Raw genomic sequence first — 19,553 nt, 5'->3', positions numbered from 1 at the left:
TATTGTGCATGAGAGTAAATTGGCTTGTAAATCCCAATATGCGCTCGCTATTACAAAATATAAGATAACTTTATCGCTGAGCCATTTTGTTCATTACAAACGAAGTGGCAATTTTATTCACTTCTAAAAATACAAAGTAATCGAGACAGTTAAATTCAGCATCAAAGAAAGCATCTTTGGATAATTTAGACTGCATACTCAAATACATTTGGAATAGTTTCGGCATCCGCTCATCTTGAGGGAAACTAAACTCCGGATATTCAGGTTCATAGATTTTCTTAGAACGAATATCGATGGTTTTAGTATCCGGTAACTGCTGAATTTGACGGTGCGTATAGTACGCTCTAGCCAAATTATCTTGCAGATGAATACTGACACATCCCATCAAATATTTAGCACGCATTGACCACAATACTTTAGGTGCAAGATTCAGCCATAATGTTGAAAGTGCCTTACCATTACGAAAACGTGGATGTACACAAGTACGCCCTATCTCTAATACATTTGGCAAATGCGACAAGTGTGGAACAATGTCAAACTCATTAGCACTGTAACTTTGCCCTATTTCATGGCCTTGGAAGAGCTTAAGTCGTGTATAAGCAACTATCTCTCCTGTCCATTTTTCTCTTAATACAGCATGCTCACAGCCAAAATCGTAAATATCTTGATCTAAATTATCTTCAAATTGAATGCCGAATTGTTTACTAAATTGTTGTGCACGAAACCGTTGTACATCTTGTAATTCTTTTAAATTATCAACCCATTCAAAGCGGAATTGTGTTTGATTGTTAGCCTTATGGCGATTTAAAGGTAAAGTCCAGGTTTGGCGATATTGATTAAATTTTTCCAGCATAATGAACGCTCCTAGTGACACCCACTACACTAGTCAAAGCTCATGACAAAAAAATGACCAAAATTAAATGGCATAAAAAAAGACCACTTAGCGTGATCTTTCAATAAAAAATAATAAGGTTTAGTGAGTTGTTTGTGTACGGTTAGAAATAAGCGTACCAACCCCGTGATCTGTAAAGATTTCAAGTAATGTTGCGTGCGGTACACGACCGTCAACAATATGTGCGCTCACAACACCACCTTTTACAGCGTCAAGGGCACAGCCTACTTTAGGAATCATTCCACCGTAAATTACGCCTGTTTCGATTAAACGGTCAACTTCTTGTGTCGTTAAACCGGTTAAAAGGTTTTTGTTTTCATCTAATACGCCACTAATATTAGTCAGCAGAATTAATTTTTCTGCGCCTAATGCTTCTGCGACCTTCCCAGCCACCAAGTCAGCATTAATATTGTAAGTATTACCTTTTTCATCAACACCTAATGGAGCAATAACAGGAATAAAGTCGCTTTGAGTAAACATCTCTAATACGTCAGTTTTAACCCCGGTCACCTCACCAACCATACCTAAATCGATATGTTTGATAGAACCGTCCTCTTCTTGTTTTTCCATTAATAATTTACGGGCACGTAATAAGTTACCATCTTGACCAGTCAAGCCAATTGCACGGCCGCCGTGTTTATTAATCAAATTAACAATAGATTTATTTACGCTACCGCCTAGGACCATTTCAACCACTTCCATCGTAGCTTCATCGGTCACACGCATACCATCAATACGGTCAGACTCACGTCCTAATTGCTTTAAGAAAGAGTCAACTTGTGGGCCACCGCCATGCACAACAATCGGGTTTAAACCCACAGTTTTAAGTAAAACGATATCGCGGGCAAATGAACTTTCCAATTCAGGATCAGTCATCGCATTACCACCGTATTTCACCACCAGCGTCTTACCAGAAAAACGTTGAATATATGGCAAAGCTTCAATCAAGATTTTTGCTTTGTCGACGCCGAGATGCTGATCTTGTGGCATTGCGCCTCTCCTTATTAGGCCTCAGAAAGTTCTTGTGCAATTTGCGGATAACGCTCTTGCAACATATCAATAAATTTTTGCTGGATTTCCTTTAAACGTAAAGGATTATCAGCGTCAAATCTTACGGTAAAATACTCACCTGTATTTGATGCTCGAATAATGCCAAAACCATCATCAAAATCAAGACGTACGCCATCAATTTTACTAATTCGAGCACCTAAACGATGGCTTAAAATTTCAATATCTTGTAGTACATGTTTAGGGTCGGACTGATGGGTACCAATATAAGTATCTTCGGTACAGCATCTTTCAGGGTAATTAGAAAATAAATCAGAAATTGTTGTCGCACTCGACTCGGTGAAATATTCCATTACACGTAATGCAGCGTACAAACCATCATCATACCCAAAACCACGCCCATCATTAAATACATAATGACCCGCGTATTCGCCCCCAAAAATAGCGTTACCATTTGATTGGGATAAATACGCGCGCAGGAAGCTACTTCCCGTGCGAATCATTTTGGGTTTACCACCAAGTCGCTCTACGGTTCTTTGAACCATGAGCGAGCATTTCACATCAAATACAATTTCTTTGTCTGGTTGCTGCTCCAGACACATTTGTGCAAATAGTGACAATAAACGGTCAGCAGTAAGTATATTAGCTTTTTCATCAAGCAATACGACACGGTCGCCATCACCATCAAGGGCAATACCAATATCTGCCCCCTGTTCAATAATCGTTTTACGTAGTTCTTTTAAATGCGCAGCATGTGAAGGGTCTGGTGCGTGATCAGGGAACTCACCATTTGGAGTCGTACGTAAAGCAATGACTTCACAACCCATTTTTTCAAGTACGAGTTTTGAGCAATGCCCTGCCGATCCATGTAGGCCATCTAATACAACTTTTAAAGGGCGCTTGAGTTGAATATCGTTAAAGATTGCTTGTTGGTATTTTTTACAAAATTCTGAATTAAATTGAGGAGTTGATAATTCTAATAATGAAATTGTATGAGTAGCTACATAAGTTTGCGCAAATTCACCTACTTGCTGGATCATTTCAGGAGATGGAGGTTCACCTCTTAAAATCCATTTAATACCATTATCTGATTTAGGGTTATGGCTAGCTGTTACCATTATACCATTACCACCAAACTCCCGTGCAATGTAGTACATCATCGGGGTTGAGCAACAACCAATATTTGTAACATTTAAACCCTGCTCTACTAATATCTCTTCGATTAAATGCGCATAAGCCGGACTCGTTAAGCGCGCATCATAACCAATGATCAGTTGAGTTTGTTCTGCTTGTTTATATTGTTGTGCCAATCCATAGGCAATTGAACGGACGACGTCCGTAGTTAAATAAGAAAGTTTGCCTCTAATATCGTAAGCACGGAAAATATTTTTTGGAAATGAGTGTCTTACATTCATAGCGTATCTTCTATTTAAAGATCAATTTGATCTATCGCAAAAACATAGAGTATTCAAAATCTGAAAAATGGGTATTTGCTAAAAAAAGTTAAAAGAATATGAGTAAAGCGTTTTGTAATATAATTCATTGTAACATTCAAGGTGTAAAAAGAAACACTTGTAAAACAAGCGTTTCTTTTCATTATTTTTTATAAATTAATTATTGTTTACCAGTGTGACCAAAACCGCCTGCGCCACGTAAAGTTTCTTCAAATTCCTCTACTTGCTCAAATTCAGCCTGAACTACTGGAACTAAAACATACTGTGCTAAACGCTCACCCGGTTCTAAACGGAAGGTGGTTTGACCACGGTTCCACACTGAAACCATTAACTCACCTTGATAGTCCGAATCAATCAAACCAACTAAGTTGCCAAGCACGATACCGTGTTTATGGCCTAAACCTGAACGCGGTAGAATTAAACCAGCAAAATTCACATCATGAATATAAATTGCCATACCTGTTTTAACCAAAACAGTTTGGCCTGGTTCAATCTCAATTGCTTCATCTAAACAGGCACGTAAATCTAAACCTGCTGACCCTGCTGTTGCATATGAAGGTAAAGGCCACTCTTTACCTAAACGCGGATCGAGCAATTTAACTTGAACTTTCATGGGATTTCCTAAAAATTAAAAAATTAACGCTTTAATAAAGCTTTTAAATTTGCCAAATATTGTTGAGCCTGTTCTTTAGGATCAACATTTGCTGCAATTTTCTTTTTACGCCCTAACCATTCGAGCTCATCTTGCGGAAGCTCATCGAGGAAACGGCTTGGGGTCATCTGTTTCATTTGACCACCATTTTTACGCTGCTCTGCCAAAGTCAAAGTTAAGCCTTGACGTGCACGGGTAATTCCCACGTACATAAGACGGCGTTCTTCTTCAATAGTTTCAGCAGCAATCGAGTTCTTATGCGGCAACAGCTCTTCTTCAAGACCCATAATATAGACATATGGGAATTCCAAACCTTTAGCGGCATGTAGAGTAAGTAAGTTCACTTTATCAGTGTCTTCTTCCTCTTGCTGTTGCTCTAACATATCAAGCAAGACTAGTTTTCGAATCACACTTTCAATGTTCTTTTCATCAACATCTTCAGCACGATTAATTAAGTTTTGAATACTGCTAAACAAGTTCTCGATATTATCGAGCTTACTTTTCTCTTGAGCAGGCGTTGCGGATTGTTCACGAATATAGTCGATATAACCCGCTTCATTCATCATTTGACGAACTTTAGGCACAGGCTCATCATCTTCCAACAGCTCACGTGTAAACGTCGAGATAAAGTCAGCAAACTCATGCAATTGAGTTTCTGCCTTTTTAGGAAGCACCATACTTAAGCGCTGGTCAGAAGAAGCACCAAGTAAAGACAAATTGTTTTCTTGTGCAAATAAACCTAGTTTTTCAAGAGTAACTGGACCAATCGCACGTTTAGGCGTATTAATAATACGTAAGAAAGCACTGTCATCTTCTGGGTTAATAATAAGACGTAAATAACTCATTACATCTTTAATTTCTGCACGAGCGAAGAACGATGTACCGCCAGAAAGTTTGTACGGAATCTGCATTTGGCGAAGTTGTGTTTCCAATACACGCGCCTGAAAGTTACCACGGTACAATACAGCGTAATCTTTCCAGTTCTTACCATTCATAAGTTTGTGAGTCAGTAAGTCTTTGACTACACGTTCTGCTTCATCATCATCGTTACGACAGGTAATAATTCTGATGACTTCACCATGGCCTTTATCACTCCATAATTTTTTATCAAAAATATGCGGGTTATTTTGAATCACACAGTTCGCAGCTTTCAAAATACGGCTGGTCGAGCGGTAATTTTGTTCAAGCTTAATAATATGAAGATTTGGGAAATCCTGTTTAAGCAAAGCCATGTTTTCAGGCTTAGCCCCACGCCATGCATAAATTGACTGGTCATCATCACCTACGGCAGTAAACTGCCCCATTACGCCAACTAGTAATTTCACCAAAATATATTGCGCGGTGTTGGTATCTTGATACTCATCCACTAGCAGGTAACGAACACGGTTTTGCCACTTGTCACGCACTTCTGCATTTTCTTGCAATAAGCGGGTTGGCATAACAATGAGGTCATCAAAATCGACAGCATTGTAGGCACGTAAATTACGTTCATAAAGTTGGTAAAGGTGAGCAAACTGCACATCTTCAGGAGTTTCGCACGTCGAATGTGCTTGTTCAGGCAAAATCAGATCGTTTTTCCAATCTGAAATTTTCTTCATTGCCTTGGCAATTAGCTCTTTACTCTCTGCACCCGATAAATTATCGCGATGCATCAAATCCATCAAAATACGTTTACAGTCATCTGCATCCAAAATCGAAAAATTAGCTTTTAAAGGTAAATTTTTAAGTTCTAAACGTAAAAGATTTAAACCAAAAGTATGGAAGGTCGAAACGGACAAACCTTTTGCTTCTTCACGTGATAAAAGCTTAGTGACACGCTCTTTCATTTCACGTGCAGCTTTATTGGTAAAGGTCATCGCTGTAATACGATGTGCAGGAATACGGCAATGTTGCACCAAATAGGCAATTTTACGCGTAATTACCGATGTTTTACCTGAACCAGCGCCAGCAAGCACCAATAAAGGGCCTTGAGTATATTTCATGGCTTCTTCTTGCTTGTTGTTCAGTTGACTGGCAGATGACATCGTGTATTACCTCTTAATTTTTCGAGCATGATTATAGTCATCTCTTTTTTAGAATCCCAATAGTAAATCTACGGATATGTATAAATGATGTCTAATAATGCGATTTATGCGCCGCAGAATGTCGTGATTATTTTTTATACTTCACCCATAAAAAAACCACCCGAAGGTGGTTTTTGAAACAATAAACTAGATCTTATTGTTTAGCATAAATGCTGATTTCTACACGGCGGTTTTGTTCACGACCAGAAGCAGTTGAGTTGTCTGCGATTGGGTTAGAAGAACCATAACCTTGTGCATCGATACGGCTAGATGGAACACCTTTACCAGCTAAATAGTTTTTAACTGACTGAGCACGCGCTTGAGATAATGGGATGTTAATAGAGTCATTACCAGTGTTATCTGTATAACCAGTAACTAAAATCGCGCTCTTGTTATCTTCAGCCAATGTTTGAGCTACTTTGTCCAAAGTTGCATAGAAGTTTGGCTTGATGTTTGATTTGTTAGTATCAAAAGTAATGCTACCAGGCATGATCAATTGAACAGAACCATCTGGGTTACGGCCTACTTCTACACCAGTACCAGCCATTTGTTCGCGTAATTTTTTCTCTTTTTGGTCAAGATATAAACCGCCAGCTGCACCAAGAACTGCACCAATTGCCGCAGCACGGTTGTTTTGACGGCTAGAGTTTGCATTTGATTTAGAAATACCGTAGCCAGCTGCTGCGCCGATCAAAGTACCTAATGCGGCTTTATCGTATTCAACGCCACCAAGGTTATTACCTGTTGTTTGACAACCAGAAAGTACTACTGCTGCCCCTACCACTGTTGAAATAACTAATGCACGCATTGCATGCCTCCTCACTTTGAGTGTTTTGTTGTTGAATGAATAATGAAACAAAAAGGAAGTATAAAACATTGATATTTTGTTAATAATAAACAGTTTAGTTATTTTTTTGTAATATTTTGATGCACTTTAAGGTGTGCACTCATCACAATTTCTTCATTGTTGTCTAAGATACCGTTGTATTTCATTTCACGATAGTTATAGTTGAACAACTTTCTATGGATTTTGGATATTCGGGGCCATTTATATGTCAACTGCACCCAATAAGCAATCTGCGCTAAAAAAAATTACACGTGGACTCACTGTAGGTACAGTCATCACAGGTAGCACTTTTTTTCATGGACCACCTGTCTTAGCTTTAGGTTTAACAAAGCTATTTAAAAAGTCTTCAAAAATTGATGAAACCAATATTCAAATTACTAATAGCTGGCTTGGTGTCAATAATTGGCTCATTGATCATGTTTTACCTAATTTAAAATGGGACATTAGCATTGACGAAGGCCTTGATCTGAATATGCAAGGTCGTTATTTAATGACTTGTAACCATCAAAGTTGGGTTGATACCACGGTAAACCAATATTTCGGGTTAACCCGTATGCCGCTTACCCGCTTTTTTACCAAGTGGGAACTCATCTTTATTCCTTTCGTGGGTCAAGCTTTTAAAATCTTAGGCTTCCCAATGATGAAGCGTCATACAAAAGAGCAAATCGCGAAAAACCCTGAACTCAAAGACCGCGATATGATGGAAGCACGTAAAGCGTGTGAACAGCTCTTAAGTCAACCTTTTACATTATTAAATTATTTGGAAGGGACTCGTTTTACTCAGGAAAAACACGACCAACAAAAATCACCATATAAACATTTATTAAAACCTAAAGCAGGTGGTTTGGCTCTGGCGTTAAATATTTTGGGCGATAAAATTGATGCTTTAGTTGATATGACCATTGTCTATCCTGATGGCGTACCAGGTTATGGCGATTTCTGGCTAGGCGACGTTTCAAAAATTGCGGTCAATCTTCGAAAAATTGAAATACCAGACTGGGTTCTCGGGGGTAATTATGAAGATGACCCAGTTTACCGTGAACGTTTTCAACAATGGGTACATGAACTCTGGACTGAAAAAGATCAGCTCATCGAGAAAATGAAAGCTCAATACGTGACTACGAATCTTTAAAAAGAATCCACTTTTATGCAAAACAGTTCCGGAAAGCAAACGAAATATCACCGTGTAGATTCAAGCAGCCTTTCATTTAAGCTGTTTTTGGTCTACGACATCTTTATGGTGTTTATTATCATTTTCAATCTGTTCTGTCTTGCAGCCAATTTCTTTTTAATGAGCAGTATTGGGGCATGGTTCTTTGAACATATCCATTTGCCCCAAGTATTGTCTTTCTACCGTACCCATTTACACCCGTGGGTTATTACCTCTGAAGCCTGGTTTATTGGTTTTCTAATTATTGAACTACTGGTCCGTTGGGGAATTGCTATCGTTTATAAACATCATAAGCGTTGGTTCTTCTTCCCTTTCATTCACTGGTATGAAATTTTAGCTATTATTCCTCAGCTACGTTTTCTACGTTTATTCCGTGCCGGGATTATTGCATACCGTTTACACGAACTTGGTTACCCGGTTATTCCTGAAAGCTGGAGAAAGACAGGTCTCTTTTATTACCGTGTGGTTATGGAAGAGTTGTCGGACCGCGTGGTGATTACCGTAATTGACGGTATTCGATACGAACTTGAAACGAGTTCTAGCCATAAACAAATTATTCATGATTTGGTTAATCATCATCGTGAACAATTTACCGTAACCCTAACTGCCCTATTACAAGAATCTTTAGCAACTGCTTTAAAAGAACAAAAGCCAGTAATCACCCGAGCTGTCGGAAAAATTGTAGATCAGGCAATAGAAGATACGCCTGAATTAACACAATTATTAAGGCTTATTCCACTTGTAGGGGGACGTATTGAGCAACAAATTCAAAGTATTGGTCAACGTCTTGGTGAAAATATCAGTGCTGGTTTAATAGAGCCGTTAATTGAAGGTTCAGCCGCACACCCTAATTCAACTTATCAATTAATTTCTCAAAAAATTAGCCATATAAATATTGATAACCATGAACTTGAGCAGCTGGTTGAGTCTGTCGTTTTTGAAACGCTAGAAGCTGTCCGTAAACAAGTTAAAGTTAAACAGTGGCAACAAACACTCGCGGAGTATGATCGAATCAAAGAATAAGCATTTATTTATTTTTTTATAAATCACGCTAGAGAATTGGTACGATTTGTTCTAGCATTTGCTCTATTTACAATAAACTTAACGATATTACAGCTCGTTTTAACGCCTTGAAGGAAGACTTATGGCTGATATCCGGATTACCGGCAGAATGGTTAATTTTAGCAGGATAACCTTCGATACGAATGATCATGATGTGATCCGCCAGCAATTATCAAATATATTAAATGAAGGTTCCTATCAGGGAACTGTCGTTATTATAGATAGTACTGTTGAACAAGAGCTTATTGCTTTAATTCAGCTGTTAGTCAGCATAGGCTTACAGCCTATGGCTGTCATTGACGGTATTTTAGGCGACGAAGCACGCGCCATTCAGTTCCCTGTATTACCGGCAGATCAGCCATTACAACGTATTAAACCAACTGCAGAGCAAGTTGCAATTGTAGAGAAGCCTACCTCTGCACAAGCTTCAGTAGAAACAAAAAAACCACTAAATAATAATGCAGTTGCCCATATTACCTCTTATCATGATGAAATTTTGCGTACAGGCCAATCTCTTGTACAAGACCAAGGCGATATTATTTTAAAAGCTGGCATGAATAGTGGTTCCGAAGTGATTGCTTCAGGAAATATACATATTTATGGCACGGTTCGTGGTAGAGTCATTGCTGGTGCGGGTGGGCACGCTGCTGCACGCATTTTTTGCCAATCTTTAGAGGCTGAACTCGTTTCCATTGCCGGAACATATTGTGTCGCAGATGATATCCCTAAACATGTGGTAAAAAAGCCAGTACATATTTATTTAAATGAAAAGCAAGAGCTTGAATTTGAAGCTCTAGAACTTTAGTTTATTAAGCAAATCACCAAAAAACAGCCCTTTTAAGGGTGTATGTATGACCATAATAGGAGTGGATTCGGTGGCCAAAATTGTTGTCGTAACATCAGGCAAAGGTGGTGTAGGTAAAACTACAACGAGTGCATCTTTTGCAACAGGTTTAGCCCTTCGTGGTCATAAAACTGTTGTGATTGACTTTGATGTAGGCTTACGTAACCTTGATTTAATTATGGGTTGTGAGCGTCGTGTTGTTTATGATTTCGTCAATGTAATTAATAATGAAGCACGTCTGCAACAAGCCCTTATTCGCGATAAAGATATCGAAAACCTTTACATTTTGCCGGCTTCCCAAACCCGTGATAAAGATGCTTTGAGCGACGAAGGTGTTGCTCGTGTAATTGATGAGCTTTCTCAAGAATTTGATTACATTATTTGTGACTCACCTGCGGGGATCGAGCGTGGTGCAATTTTAGCAATGTACCATGCAGATGAAGCAATCATTGTGACGAACCCTGAAATTTCTTCAGTACGTGACTCTGACCGCATCATCGGAATGTTAGATAGCAAAACTAAAAAAGTTGAACACAACGAAGGACGTATACGTAAACATTTATGTATTACACGTTTTAACCCTGAACGTGCTGACCGTCAGGAAATGCTGACGATTGATGATATTTCTAAAGATATTTTACGCGTACCGACATTAGGTGTTATTCCTGAATGTCCAAGTGTATTACAAGCATCAAACGAAGGTAAGCCAGTTATTCTGTATTCAGAAACTAAAGCTGGACAAGCGTATGATGACTTGGTTGCTCGCTTTCTTGGCGAAGACCGCCCTTATCGACACATCACAGCTCAACCTAAAGGCTGGTTAGCACGACTATTTGGAGCGTAGATATGGCAGGATTCTGGAGTAAATTATTTAGCAGTGAAGAAAAACCATCAAGTGCTCAAACTGCCAAAGATCGTTTAAAAGTCATTGTTGCATCAGAACAAGGTTTAGGCCGTCGTTTAAGCCAAGACAAGATTGACCAAATGAAGAAAGAAATCATGCAGGTGGTCAGTCGTTATGTTAGCGGTGTAGGCGAACAGCATATCCAAATGCAAGTTCGTTCTGAGGCGAACATCGAAATGTTAGAAATGAATATCAATTTACCTGAAGAACGATAATTCTATTTCTGACTATTCAATAAAACAGAATCAAGGCAAAATAACGCAAGTTATTTTGCCTTTTTTAAAATGAGGAGATTGTCATGGCATTATCACAGCCAGCAACTTTCAATGAAGAATGGTCCGATGAGCGTGTTTTTGCCTACCTCAACCAACTTCCTCCAAATGGTGTGAACGCAGACTTCCATGTGCTCTACCATGCTTTCAAACATATGCGTCCAAATGACTATGAACGTCTTTTAACTAAATTTGTTGCAGATGGACGAGATATTAATGCGACTAATCCGGAAGGCGAACGCATTCATGACGTGATTGCTAAATTCCCACGTCAATCAGCACCGTTTTTAGAAGTTTTAGCAAAGTTTGCTTAAGCTTTTTTTATTTGAATAAGACTGCATAATCTATCTTAGTAAAATTTAGTAGATAGATTATGTGGTTCATTCAAATATCTAAATTATTTACTTTTATAAAAAATAATCTTAAAGTCATCAGCACTATTTCATTCCAAATATAAATTCATGAATCCAGAACCTACTAATTTAAATCAAACACAATCCATCCAATCAAATCATATAGAAAATTTAAAAGTTATTAGTGTTAATAAGTTTATCTTTCTATCCTTAATTTCCTTTGTAAGCATCCGGCTAACACAGCCTTACCAAGCGGTCCTATAAGCCTTAATTTAGTTCCCACCTAAAAACAAGTGGGGACTTAATCCATGAACATGGATATATATTCAGCAACACCTCCTGTTGCTAAAAAACGCAGAACATACAGCAAAGAATTCAAACTCAGTATTGTCAATGCCTGTAAAAATCCTAATACCTCGATCGCTTCGGTCGCACTGCAACATAGTATTAATGCCAACCTTGTCAGTCGTTGGATCAGGATCTTCAGCCATCATGAGGGTGCCGTGCAGGATCCTACTCATGTGAATCCAGCATTTATTGCTTTGCCTTACACTGCTGCAATCAGCCAACCTATTGATGAGAGGATCACGTTGTGTATCACCGTGCCTCATACGAATAATGATATTCAGCTAAAATGGCAGACATCAGAAATACCTGCCTTGGCAGAATTACTCAAGGCACTGGCAACATGATCCGTATCAATGAAATTTGGCTCTCTACCCAGCCCATGGATATGCGAGCAGGAATGGATACTGTCATGGCTCAGGTGGTGAGAGCCTTTGGCTACATCAAACCGCATTGCGCCTACCTGTTCTGTAATAAACGTGGTCATCGTATGAAAGTGTTGGTACATGATGGACTGGGCATCTGGCTGTGTGCCCGGCGTTTGGAACAGGGTAAATTTCACTGGGCTCAAGTTCACCAAGGTGAAACCGTGGCCCTCAGCCCGGAACAGTTACAGGCATTAATCCAAGGTTTGCCCTGGCAGAGAATTGGATTGCAGCAAGTGGTGAATATGCTCTAAACCAAGCTCGACCATTCTGCCATCCTCCAAACGTTCTATTTCATTCTCTTCATGACCTCAGGCATACTGCGGTCATGAATACGCTGCCTGACTTAAGCCAACTGACCCATGAACAACTGCTGGAATTCACCAGACAGTTGGCGATGCAGCATCAGTCTCTAGCACAATCAAACCAACAATTGGATGCCAAAGTTCAACATCTTTCTATTCTCAATCAAAAATACGAGCATGAACTGGCGCTGTTTAAAAAGCACAAATTCGCCCAAAAGAATGAACACTTAACGGCAAAACAAATCCACCTATGGGATGAAGCGGTTGAAGAAGATATTGCTGCTGTTGATCTGGAATTAGAACGATTAAATGCAGATAAAACCGATGCAGCGACACAGAAAGCCAAAACCAATAAACCTAAACGTCGACCACTGCCAGATCATCTACACACCATCCGTATTGAGCATGAACCTGCATCAACCCAATGCACTTGTGGATGCCAACTCCGTCGTATCGGCGAAGATGTCAGTGAGAAACTGCATTTCAGACCGGCACAGTTCTATAAGGAACAGCATGTGCGTGGTAAATGGGTCTGTGATCAGTGTGACACTCTGACTCAGCAAGCGATGCCCGCCTATGTGATTGATAAAGGCATTGCTTCACCTGAATTGCTCAGCCATGTGCTGGTATCGAAGTATGCCGATCATTTGCCGCTGTACCGTCAACGTCTGATCTATCAGCGGGCGGGAATCGAACTTTCTAGATCAACTTTATCTGACTGGATAGGTCGCTGCGGTGTAGAACTGGAACCTCTGGCCAATGCCTTAAAAGAGGTGGTGCTGCAACAGCGGGTGCTGCATGCAGATGAAACACCGGTCACCATCATGCGGATGGGTGAGAATGAGAAAAAACCGAAGAAAGGTTATGTCTGGGCCTATGCCACCACACAGTACAATCCAGTTCAGGCGGTGATCTATGACTTTCAGGATAGTCGTTCAGGCCAGCATGCTGCAGAGTTCTTGAAAGGCTGGCAGGGCAATCTAGTCTGTGATGATTACAGTGGTTATAAAGCACGCTTTAAATCAGGCCAGGTCATAGAGGTCGGCTGCATGGCCCATGCACGTCGTAAATTCCATGAACTGCATGTGACCGGGAAAAGTCAGGTCGCTGAACAGGCATTGGTGCTGATTCAGAAACTGTATGCGATAGAAGCAGAACTCAGGAAAAAGACCGATGGTACAGCGGAAGACCGCCGCGAATACCGACAACAGCATAGTCAACCAGTGATGCAACAACTATATGAATGGCTCAACCAACATCATCTGACAGTGCCATCGAGTTCTCCCACCGCCAAGGCCATCAATTACACTCTGAAGCGTTGGCCAGCCTTAAGCCGCTATCTGGATGATGGCAATCTACCGATATGCAACAATTGGGTAGAGAATCAGATGCGTCCCTGGGCGTTGGGGCGCAAGAACTGGCTGTTTGCAGGTTCGCTGCGCAGTGGTCAGCGAGCGGCAAACATCATGACTTTAATCCAGTCAGCAAAGCTGAATGGGCTGGATCCGTATGCCTATTTAAGTGATGTGCTGAAAAGGTTACCGACACATAAAGTGACCCAGATTGAAGAGTTACTGCCGCACTGCTGGAAACCTAAATCGAATTAAAAAATAGGTATGGGATTCAGCGGACGCTTACTTTCCTTTGGCTTATACCCAATTTGGTGGATGTTTAAAGCATGGCGATTTTTTCTAATCAAAGATAAGTTAAATATTATGCCCGCTGCTCGTGCAATTTTTTCTATATTCTTTTTATATTCACTATTTAATCGGATAAAAACTTATGCAAAAGAACAAGGGTATATTAATGATTTCTCTTCAGGTTGGATGTATCTAGGATATCTCATTACATCTTTACTGGTTCGCCTACCTGATCCTTACTGGCTTATCTCTCTCTGCAGCATTATATTTTTAATACCAGCCTTTAAAGCGTTGAATTATGCACAAAAACAAATAGAAACAACAATTAAGCAAGAAAAATTCAATACACCTCAAATCATTTTAATTATTATAGGTTCTATCATGTGGCTGCTGATTCTTTTCAGTTTTGTTATATTATTCCTATATAAGTGGTAAGCGTCCGCTGAATCCCATACCTATTTTTTAATTCGATTTAGGTTTCCAGCAGTGCGGCAGTAACTCTTCAATCTGGGTCACTTTATGTGTCGGTAACCTTTTCAGCACATCACTTAAATAGGCATACGGATCCAGCCCATTCAGCTTTGCTGACTGGATTAAAGTCATGATGTTTGCCGCTCGCTGACCACTGCGCAGCGAACCTGCAAACAGCCAGTTCTTGCGCCCCAACGCCCAGGGACGCATCTGATTCTCTACCCAATTGTTGCATATCGGTAGATTGCCATCATCCAGATAGCGGCTTAAGGCTGGCCAACGCTTCAGAGTGTAATTGATGGCCTTGGCGGTGGGAGAACTCGATGGCACTGTCAGATGATGTTGGTTGAGCCATTCATATAGTTGTTGCATCACTGGTTGACTATGCTGTTGTCGGTATTCGCGGCGGTCTTCCGCTGTACCATCGGTCTTTTTCCTGAGTTCTGCTTCTATCGCATACAGTTGTCAACGGCAATTTAAAACTGACCCCTTTTACCTTAAAACAGCAAAGTAAAATTGACCCCTTTGATGATTTATTAAGACTCAATTTGTGGTTGAATTCCTACTCTCTTTTTATCTTTTAGACGATAACTTTCCCCAGATATTTGTACAACATGACAATGATGTAATAAACGATCCAACATTGCTGCTGTCAAAGTAACATCATCTGCGAATGATTTAGACCACTGGCTAAATGGTAAATTACTGGTCAAAATCGTACTGCCTTTTTCATAGCGCTTGGCAATAACATTAAAAAATAAATTTGCTTCTTCACGACCAAATGGTAAATATCCTATTTCATCGATAATCAATAACTTTGGAGCAAGTACAACACGTTGCATGTAGTTTTTTAATTTACCTTGTTGATAAGCTAGGCTAAGTTGCAACATTAAATCAGCTGCAGTAATAAACTTAGTCTTAATATTATTCATAATTGCCTTATAGCCTAAAGCCATTGATAGATGTGTTTTCCCAACACCACTTGCACCAATAAATACAACATTTTCAGCTCTTGGAATAAAGCTTAAATTAAATAGTTCAAGCAACTGCGACTTTGGAGGTAAGCATCCGGCTAACACAGCCTTACCAAGCGGTCCTATAAGCCTTAATTTAGTTCCCACCTAAAAACAAGTGGGGACTTAATCCATGAACATGGATATATATTCAGCAACACCTCCTGTTGCTAAAAAACGCAGAACATACAGCAAAGAATTCAAACTCAGTATTGTCAATGCCTGTAAAAATCCTAATACCTCGATCGCTTCGGTCGCACTGCAACATAGTATTAATGCCAACCTTGTCAGTCGTTGGATCAGGATCTTCAGCCATCATGAGGGTGCCGTGCAGGATCCTACTCATGTGAATCCAGCATTTATTGCTTTGCCTTACACTGCTGCAATCAGCCAACCTATTGATGAGAGGATCACGTTGTGTATCACCGTGCCTCATACGAATAATGATATTCAGCTAAAATGGCAGACATCAGAAATACCTGCCTTGGCAGAATTACTCAAGGCACTGGCAACATGATCCGTATCAATGAAATTTGGCTCTCTACCCAGCCCATGGATATGCGAGCAGGAATGGATACTGTCATGGCTCAGGTGGTGAGAGCCTTTGGCTACATCAAACCGCATTGCGCCTACCTGTTCTGTAATAAACGTGGTCATCGTATGAAAGTGTTGGTACATGATGGACTGGGCATCTGGCTGTGTGCCCGGCGTTTGGAACAGGGTAAATTTCACTGGGCTCAAGTTCACCAAGGTGAAACCGTGGCCCTCAGCCCGGAACAGTTACAGGCATTAATCCAAGGTTTGCCCTGGCAGAGAATTGGATTGCAGCAAGTGGTGAATATGCTCTAAACCAAGCTCGACCATTCTGCCATCCTCCAAACGTTCTATTTCATTCTCTTCATGACCTCAGGCATACTGCGGTCATGAATACGCTGCCTGACTTAAGCCAACTGACCCATGAACAACTGCTGGAATTCACCAGACAGTTGGCGATGCAGCATCAGTCTCTAGCACAATCAAACCAACAATTGGATGCCAAAGTTCAACATCTTTCTATTCTCAATCAAAAATACGAGCATGAACTGGCGCTGTTTAAAAAGCACAAATTCGCCCAAAAGAATGAACACTTAACGGCAAAACAAATCCACCTATGGGATGAAGCGGTTGAAGAAGATATTGCTGCTGTTGATCTGGAATTAGAACGATTAAATGCAGATAAAACCGATGCAGCGACACAGAAAGCCAAAACCAATAAACCTAAACGTCGACCACTGCCAGATCATCTACACACCATCCGTATTGAGCATGAACCTGCATCAACCCAATGCACTTGTGGATGCCAACTCCGTCGTATCGGCGAAGATGTCAGTGAGAAACTGCATTTCAGACCGGCACAGTTCTATAAGGAACAGCATGTGCGTGGTAAATGGGTCTGTGATCAGTGTGACACTCTGACTCAGCAAGCGATGCCCGCCTATGTGATTGATAAAGGCATTGCTTCACCTGAATTGCTCAGCCATGTGCTGGTATCGAAGTATGCCGATCATTTGCCGCTGTACCGTCAACGTCTGATCTATCAGCGGGCGGGAATCGAACTTTCTAGATCAACTTTATCTGACTGGATAGGTCGCTGCGGTGTAGAACTGGAACCTCTGGCCAATGCCTTAAAAGAGGTGGTGCTGCAACAGCGGGTGCTGCATGCAGATGAAACACCGGTCACCATCATGCGGATGGGTGAGAATGAGAAAAAACCGAAGAAAGGTTATGTCTGGGCCTATGCCACCACACAGTACAATCCAGTTCAGGCGGTGATCTATGACTTTCAGGATAGTCGTTCAGGCCAGCATGCTGCAGAGTTCTTGAAAGGCTGGCAGGGCAATCTAGTCTGTGATGATTACAGTGGTTATAAAGCACGCTTTAAATCAGGCCAGGTCATAGAGGTCGGCTGCATGGCCCATGCACGTCGTAAATTCCATGAACTGCATGTGACCGGGAAAAGTCAGGTCGCTGAACAGGCATTGGTGCTGATTCAGAAACTGTATGCGATAGAAGCAGAACTCAGGAAAAAGACCGATGGTACAGCGGAAGACCGCCGCGAATACCGACAACAGCATAGTCAACCAGTGATGCAACAACTATATGAATGGCTCAACCAACATCATCTGACAGTGCCATCGAGTTCTCCCACCGCCAAGGCCATCAATTACACTCTGAAGCGTTGGCCAGCCTTAAGCCGCTATCTGGATGATGGCAATCTACCGATATGCAACAATTGGGTAGAGAATCAGATGCGTCCCTGGGCGTTGGGGCGCAAGAACTGGCTGTTTGCAGGTTCGCTGCGCAGTGGTCAGCGAGCGGCAAACATCATGACTTTAATCCAGTCAGCAAAGCTGAATGGGCTGGATCCGTATGCCTATTTAAGTGATGTGCTGAAAAGGTTACCGACACATAAAGTGACCCAGATTGAAGAGTTACTGCCGCACTGCTGGAAACCTAAATCGAATTAAAAAATAGGTATGGGATTCAGCGGACGCTTACCTTTGGAGCACCTAAAGCATAATTAAAATCATAAGCCTCCAACGTTTTGATTTGAGTAAGACCTGAAAGTTGTAAAAGAATCTGTTGACTACGTTGCTGCTTGGCTGTGTATTCATGTAATAGCATAGCTTCAACGAAATCTGCATAACTGCCATCCTTTGCTAAGGTTTGTTGTGCATGATGTGACCATTGTGATGCCACTGTTTGTAGACCAAGCTGACGGCAAAGCTGTTCAATACGCTCATACTGTAAATTCATTAAGAAACCTCCAGTAATTCATCATAGATTGATAAGGGGTGTTGAACACTCTCATGAGGTATGAGTGATGATGGGCTAACATCATCAATTACAGATTTTTTAGAACCATCATTAAATAAAGGTAATGAAGAAAAATATTGTTGTTCTTCAAGCAAACGAGTACTTGGTTTTTCTTTAGTTGTTGCATGAATGCGTTGATTTGCTGTTTCACTAAGCCATCGACCAATATAGGCATTTGCCATATCAACATCTAAGCTAAGGTCAACCACCTTTAAACTTGCTTTTAATGGCACGATAAAACTTGATTTCAAATAACTATTAAAGCGTTCTACTTTACCTTTTGTTTGCGCACGATATGGCTTACAAACACGTGGTCGGAAGTTATATTTCTTAGCACAATCAAGTAATTTAGCATTCCAGCGATGTTGACCATCTTGATAAGCATCACGTTCAATCATAATGGCCTTAGCATTATCAAATAATACATCTTTAGGAACACCACCAAAGAACTGAAAAGCACTTTCTAAGCCATCAATCCATGCATCAGAACGTTCATGATCATAAAACTTAACAAAGGTTGCTCTAGAGTATCCCAAAGTTGCAACAAATGCTTTTAATGTGGTGTGATGACGTCGAATTTTTGTGAAATCAACCTGCATTTGTTGACCTGGTTGAGTCTCAAATCGCTTAATCGGCTCTGGTTGTTTAGTTGGCTTTAATGTATTGAGATAATTTTGTAGTGTTCTAATTTTCCCCGTGTAGCCTTTTTGCAAGATTTCTTGATACAACACTGCAGCCGGTATCCATTCTGGATCGGCGGCATTTACACGTTTGATTAAATACGGTTTATAAGGCTCAAGAATACTCACTTTAGATTGTGTTCGTTGATATTTAGGTGTTACTTGAGATCGTAAATATTTACGCACAGTATTTCTAGAAATACCGAGTTCGCGGCTAATTGCCTTAATAGATTGACCTTGTTGATGAAGTATTTGGATTGTCACTGCTTGCTCCAAAGTTAACATGTTGAGCAGTC

At 40.6% G+C, this 19,553-nt stretch carries 19 protein-coding genes and 5 pseudogenes; 14 read left to right on the top strand and 10 right to left on the bottom strand.

The window, feature by feature from the left end:
- Positions 1-70: 70 nt before the first annotated feature.
- The 6 genes from EGS71_RS17670 to EGS71_RS17645 form a co-directional block, all read right to left on the bottom strand.
- Positions 71-853 (bottom strand): GNAT family N-acetyltransferase, encoded by a 783-nt coding sequence (locus tag EGS71_RS17670; protein WP_000890283.1) that lies wholly within the window; start codon positions 851-853, stop codon positions 71-73.
- Positions 854-973: 120 nt separating this feature from the next.
- The gene (gene argB, locus EGS71_RS17665) at positions 974-1,882 is read right to left on the bottom strand and encodes an acetylglutamate kinase (RefSeq protein WP_001135419.1); all 909 of its coding nucleotides are present in this window, start codon (positions 1,880-1,882) and stop codon (positions 974-976) included.
- A 14-nt stretch (positions 1,883-1,896) separates the two neighbouring features.
- Positions 1,897-3,315 carry a phosphomannomutase/phosphoglucomutase gene (locus EGS71_RS17660; protein ID WP_001102836.1) on the bottom strand — a complete coding sequence of 473 codons (1,419 nt, stop codon included), beginning with the start codon at positions 3,313-3,315 and terminating at the stop codon, positions 1,897-1,899.
- Positions 3,316-3,514: 199 nt separating this feature from the next.
- A complete protein-coding gene (gene dut, locus EGS71_RS17655; RefSeq protein ID WP_000868152.1) occupies positions 3,515-3,967 on the bottom strand; it encodes a dUTP diphosphatase in 453 nt (150 codons plus the stop codon).
- A gap of 23 nt (positions 3,968-3,990) precedes the next feature.
- Positions 3,991-6,030: a DNA helicase Rep gene (gene rep, locus EGS71_RS17650; RefSeq protein ID WP_000093035.1), complete on the bottom strand. Its 2,040-nt coding sequence runs from the start codon at positions 6,028-6,030 to the stop codon at positions 3,991-3,993.
- Between the two features lie 193 nt (positions 6,031-6,223).
- The gene (locus EGS71_RS17645) at positions 6,224-6,877 is read right to left on the bottom strand and encodes an OmpA family protein (protein ID WP_001202415.1); all 654 of its coding nucleotides are present in this window, start codon (positions 6,875-6,877) and stop codon (positions 6,224-6,226) included.
- A gap of 244 nt (positions 6,878-7,121) precedes the next feature.
- Between EGS71_RS17645 and EGS71_RS17640 the strand changes: the two genes are divergently transcribed.
- The 11 genes and pseudogenes from EGS71_RS17640 to EGS71_RS17595 all read left to right on the top strand — a co-directional run.
- On the top strand, positions 7,122-8,048 hold the full coding sequence (locus EGS71_RS17640; protein ID WP_000100974.1) for an acyltransferase: 927 nt from the start codon (positions 7,122-7,124) through the stop codon (positions 8,046-8,048).
- Between the two features lie 15 nt (positions 8,049-8,063).
- Complete coding sequence (locus EGS71_RS17635; RefSeq protein ID WP_001181640.1) at positions 8,064-9,110, top strand: hypothetical protein; 1,047 nt, start codon at positions 8,064-8,066, stop codon at positions 9,108-9,110.
- A 121-nt stretch (positions 9,111-9,231) separates the two neighbouring features.
- On the top strand, positions 9,232-9,954 hold the full coding sequence (gene minC / locus EGS71_RS17630; RefSeq protein WP_000763670.1) for a septum site-determining protein MinC: 723 nt from the start codon (positions 9,232-9,234) through the stop codon (positions 9,952-9,954).
- 70 nt (positions 9,955-10,024) lie between these two features.
- The gene (gene minD, locus EGS71_RS17625; protein ID WP_001074362.1) at positions 10,025-10,837 is read left to right on the top strand and encodes a septum site-determining protein MinD; all 813 of its coding nucleotides are present in this window, start codon (positions 10,025-10,027) and stop codon (positions 10,835-10,837) included.
- Between the two features lie 2 nt (positions 10,838-10,839).
- Complete coding sequence (gene minE / locus EGS71_RS17620) at positions 10,840-11,112, top strand: cell division topological specificity factor MinE (RefSeq protein ID WP_000896934.1); 273 nt, start codon at positions 10,840-10,842, stop codon at positions 11,110-11,112.
- 83 nt (positions 11,113-11,195) lie between these two features.
- Positions 11,196-11,483, top strand: coding sequence for a PA4642 family protein (locus tag EGS71_RS17615; protein WP_001218560.1), 288 nt, complete (start codon positions 11,196-11,198; stop codon positions 11,481-11,483).
- Positions 11,484-11,630: 147 nt separating this feature from the next.
- Positions 11,631-11,744, top strand: a pseudogene (locus EGS71_RS22815) (hypothetical protein); the annotation flags it as partial.
- Positions 11,745-11,830: 86 nt separating this feature from the next.
- Positions 11,831-12,214 carry a transposase gene (locus EGS71_RS17610; protein ID WP_001055589.1) on the top strand — a complete coding sequence of 128 codons (384 nt, stop codon included), beginning with the start codon at positions 11,831-11,833 and terminating at the stop codon, positions 12,212-12,214.
- Positions 12,211-12,546, top strand: a complete 336-nt coding sequence (gene tnpB, locus EGS71_RS17605) for an IS66 family insertion sequence element accessory protein TnpB (protein ID WP_000619347.1) — start codon at positions 12,211-12,213, stop codon at positions 12,544-12,546. Before EGS71_RS17610 ends, tnpB (EGS71_RS17605) begins: the two co-directional genes overlap by 4 nt.
- Positions 12,547-12,620: 74 nt before the next feature.
- On the top strand, positions 12,621-14,204 hold the full coding sequence (locus tag EGS71_RS17600) for an IS66-like element ISAba25 family transposase (protein WP_001094424.1): 1,584 nt from the start codon (positions 12,621-12,623) through the stop codon (positions 14,202-14,204).
- Between the two features lie 27 nt (positions 14,205-14,231).
- Positions 14,232-14,672, top strand: a pseudogene (locus EGS71_RS17595) (hypothetical protein); the annotation flags it as partial.
- Positions 14,673-14,699: 27 nt separating this feature from the next.
- On the opposite strand, the pseudogene EGS71_RS17590 reads toward EGS71_RS17595, so the two are convergent.
- Together EGS71_RS17590 and istB (EGS71_RS17580) are read right to left on the bottom strand one after the other, a co-directional pair.
- A pseudogene (locus EGS71_RS17590) lies at positions 14,700-15,173 on the bottom strand (IS66 family transposase); the annotation flags it as partial.
- A gap of 71 nt (positions 15,174-15,244) precedes the next feature.
- Positions 15,245-15,766, bottom strand: a pseudogene (gene istB / locus EGS71_RS17580) (IS21-like element ISEc57 family helper ATPase IstB); the annotation flags it as partial.
- A gap of 88 nt (positions 15,767-15,854) precedes the next feature.
- On the opposite strand from istB (EGS71_RS17580), the gene EGS71_RS17575 reads away from it, so the two are divergent.
- From EGS71_RS17575 to EGS71_RS17565, 3 genes are all read left to right on the top strand, one after another.
- The gene (locus EGS71_RS17575; protein WP_001055589.1) at positions 15,855-16,238 is read left to right on the top strand and encodes a transposase; all 384 of its coding nucleotides are present in this window, start codon (positions 15,855-15,857) and stop codon (positions 16,236-16,238) included.
- A complete protein-coding gene (tnpB, locus tag EGS71_RS17570; RefSeq protein ID WP_000619347.1) occupies positions 16,235-16,570 on the top strand; it encodes an IS66 family insertion sequence element accessory protein TnpB in 336 nt (111 codons plus the stop codon). The genes EGS71_RS17575 and tnpB (EGS71_RS17570) overlap by 4 nt, the downstream gene beginning before the upstream one ends.
- Positions 16,571-16,644: 74 nt before the next feature.
- Positions 16,645-18,228 (top strand): IS66-like element ISAba25 family transposase, encoded by a 1,584-nt coding sequence (locus tag EGS71_RS17565; protein ID WP_001094424.1) that lies wholly within the window; start codon positions 16,645-16,647, stop codon positions 18,226-18,228.
- A gap of 31 nt (positions 18,229-18,259) precedes the next feature.
- Here the strand turns inward: EGS71_RS17565 and istB (EGS71_RS17560) are convergent.
- A pseudogene (gene istB, locus EGS71_RS17560) lies at positions 18,260-18,517 on the bottom strand (IS21-like element ISEc57 family helper ATPase IstB); the annotation flags it as partial.
- On the bottom strand, positions 18,517-19,542 hold the full coding sequence (istA, locus tag EGS71_RS17555) for an IS21-like element ISEc57 family transposase (protein WP_002009888.1): 1,026 nt from the start codon (positions 19,540-19,542) through the stop codon (positions 18,517-18,519). The gene istA and the pseudogene istB (EGS71_RS17560), both read right to left, overlap by 1 nt.
- Positions 19,543-19,553: the final 11 nt, after the last annotated feature.

The sequence above is a fragment of the Acinetobacter sp. FDAARGOS_559 genome, assembly GCF_003940475.1.
Taxonomy (GTDB): domain Bacteria; phylum Pseudomonadota; class Gammaproteobacteria; order Pseudomonadales; family Moraxellaceae; genus Acinetobacter; species Acinetobacter baumannii.
Note: the sequence above shows the minus strand (reverse complement) of the source record. Positions and strands in the feature narration are given on the sequence as shown.

Bases quoted from the DNA above. Each gene is read 5' to 3' on its own strand.
- istA (WP_002009888.1), bottom strand. From the start codon at position 19,542: ATGTTAACTTTGGAGCAAGCAGTGACAATCCAAATACTTCATCAACAA.
- minC (WP_000763670.1), top strand. From the start codon at position 9,232: ATGGCTGATATCCGGATTACCGGCAGAATGGTTAATTTTAGCAGGATA.
- tnpB (WP_000619347.1), top strand. From the start codon at position 12,211: ATGATCCGTATCAATGAAATTTGGCTCTCTACCCAGCCCATGGATATG.
- EGS71_RS17640 (WP_000100974.1), top strand. From the start codon at position 7,122: ATGTCAACTGCACCCAATAAGCAATCTGCGCTAAAAAAAATTACACGT.
- minE (WP_000896934.1), top strand. From the start codon at position 10,840: ATGGCAGGATTCTGGAGTAAATTATTTAGCAGTGAAGAAAAACCATCA.
- EGS71_RS17645 (WP_001202415.1), bottom strand. From the start codon at position 6,877: ATGCGTGCATTAGTTATTTCAACAGTGGTAGGGGCAGCAGTAGTACTT.
- EGS71_RS17670 (WP_000890283.1), bottom strand. From the start codon at position 853: ATGCTGGAAAAATTTAATCAATATCGCCAAACCTGGACTTTACCTTTA.
- EGS71_RS17610 (WP_001055589.1), top strand. From the start codon at position 11,831: ATGAACATGGATATATATTCAGCAACACCTCCTGTTGCTAAAAAACGC.
- rep (WP_000093035.1), bottom strand. From the start codon at position 6,030: ATGTCATCTGCCAGTCAACTGAACAACAAGCAAGAAGAAGCCATGAAA.
- tnpB (WP_000619347.1), top strand. From the start codon at position 16,235: ATGATCCGTATCAATGAAATTTGGCTCTCTACCCAGCCCATGGATATG.
- EGS71_RS17600 (WP_001094424.1), top strand. From the start codon at position 12,621: ATGAATACGCTGCCTGACTTAAGCCAACTGACCCATGAACAACTGCTG.
- EGS71_RS17575 (WP_001055589.1), top strand. From the start codon at position 15,855: ATGAACATGGATATATATTCAGCAACACCTCCTGTTGCTAAAAAACGC.
- EGS71_RS17615 (WP_001218560.1), top strand. From the start codon at position 11,196: ATGGCATTATCACAGCCAGCAACTTTCAATGAAGAATGGTCCGATGAG.
- EGS71_RS17635 (WP_001181640.1), top strand. From the start codon at position 8,064: ATGCAAAACAGTTCCGGAAAGCAAACGAAATATCACCGTGTAGATTCA.
- EGS71_RS17660 (WP_001102836.1), bottom strand. From the start codon at position 3,315: ATGAATGTAAGACACTCATTTCCAAAAAATATTTTCCGTGCTTACGAT.
- dut (WP_000868152.1), bottom strand. From the start codon at position 3,967: ATGAAAGTTCAAGTTAAATTGCTCGATCCGCGTTTAGGTAAAGAGTGG.
- argB (WP_001135419.1), bottom strand. From the start codon at position 1,882: ATGCCACAAGATCAGCATCTCGGCGTCGACAAAGCAAAAATCTTGATT.
- EGS71_RS17565 (WP_001094424.1), top strand. From the start codon at position 16,645: ATGAATACGCTGCCTGACTTAAGCCAACTGACCCATGAACAACTGCTG.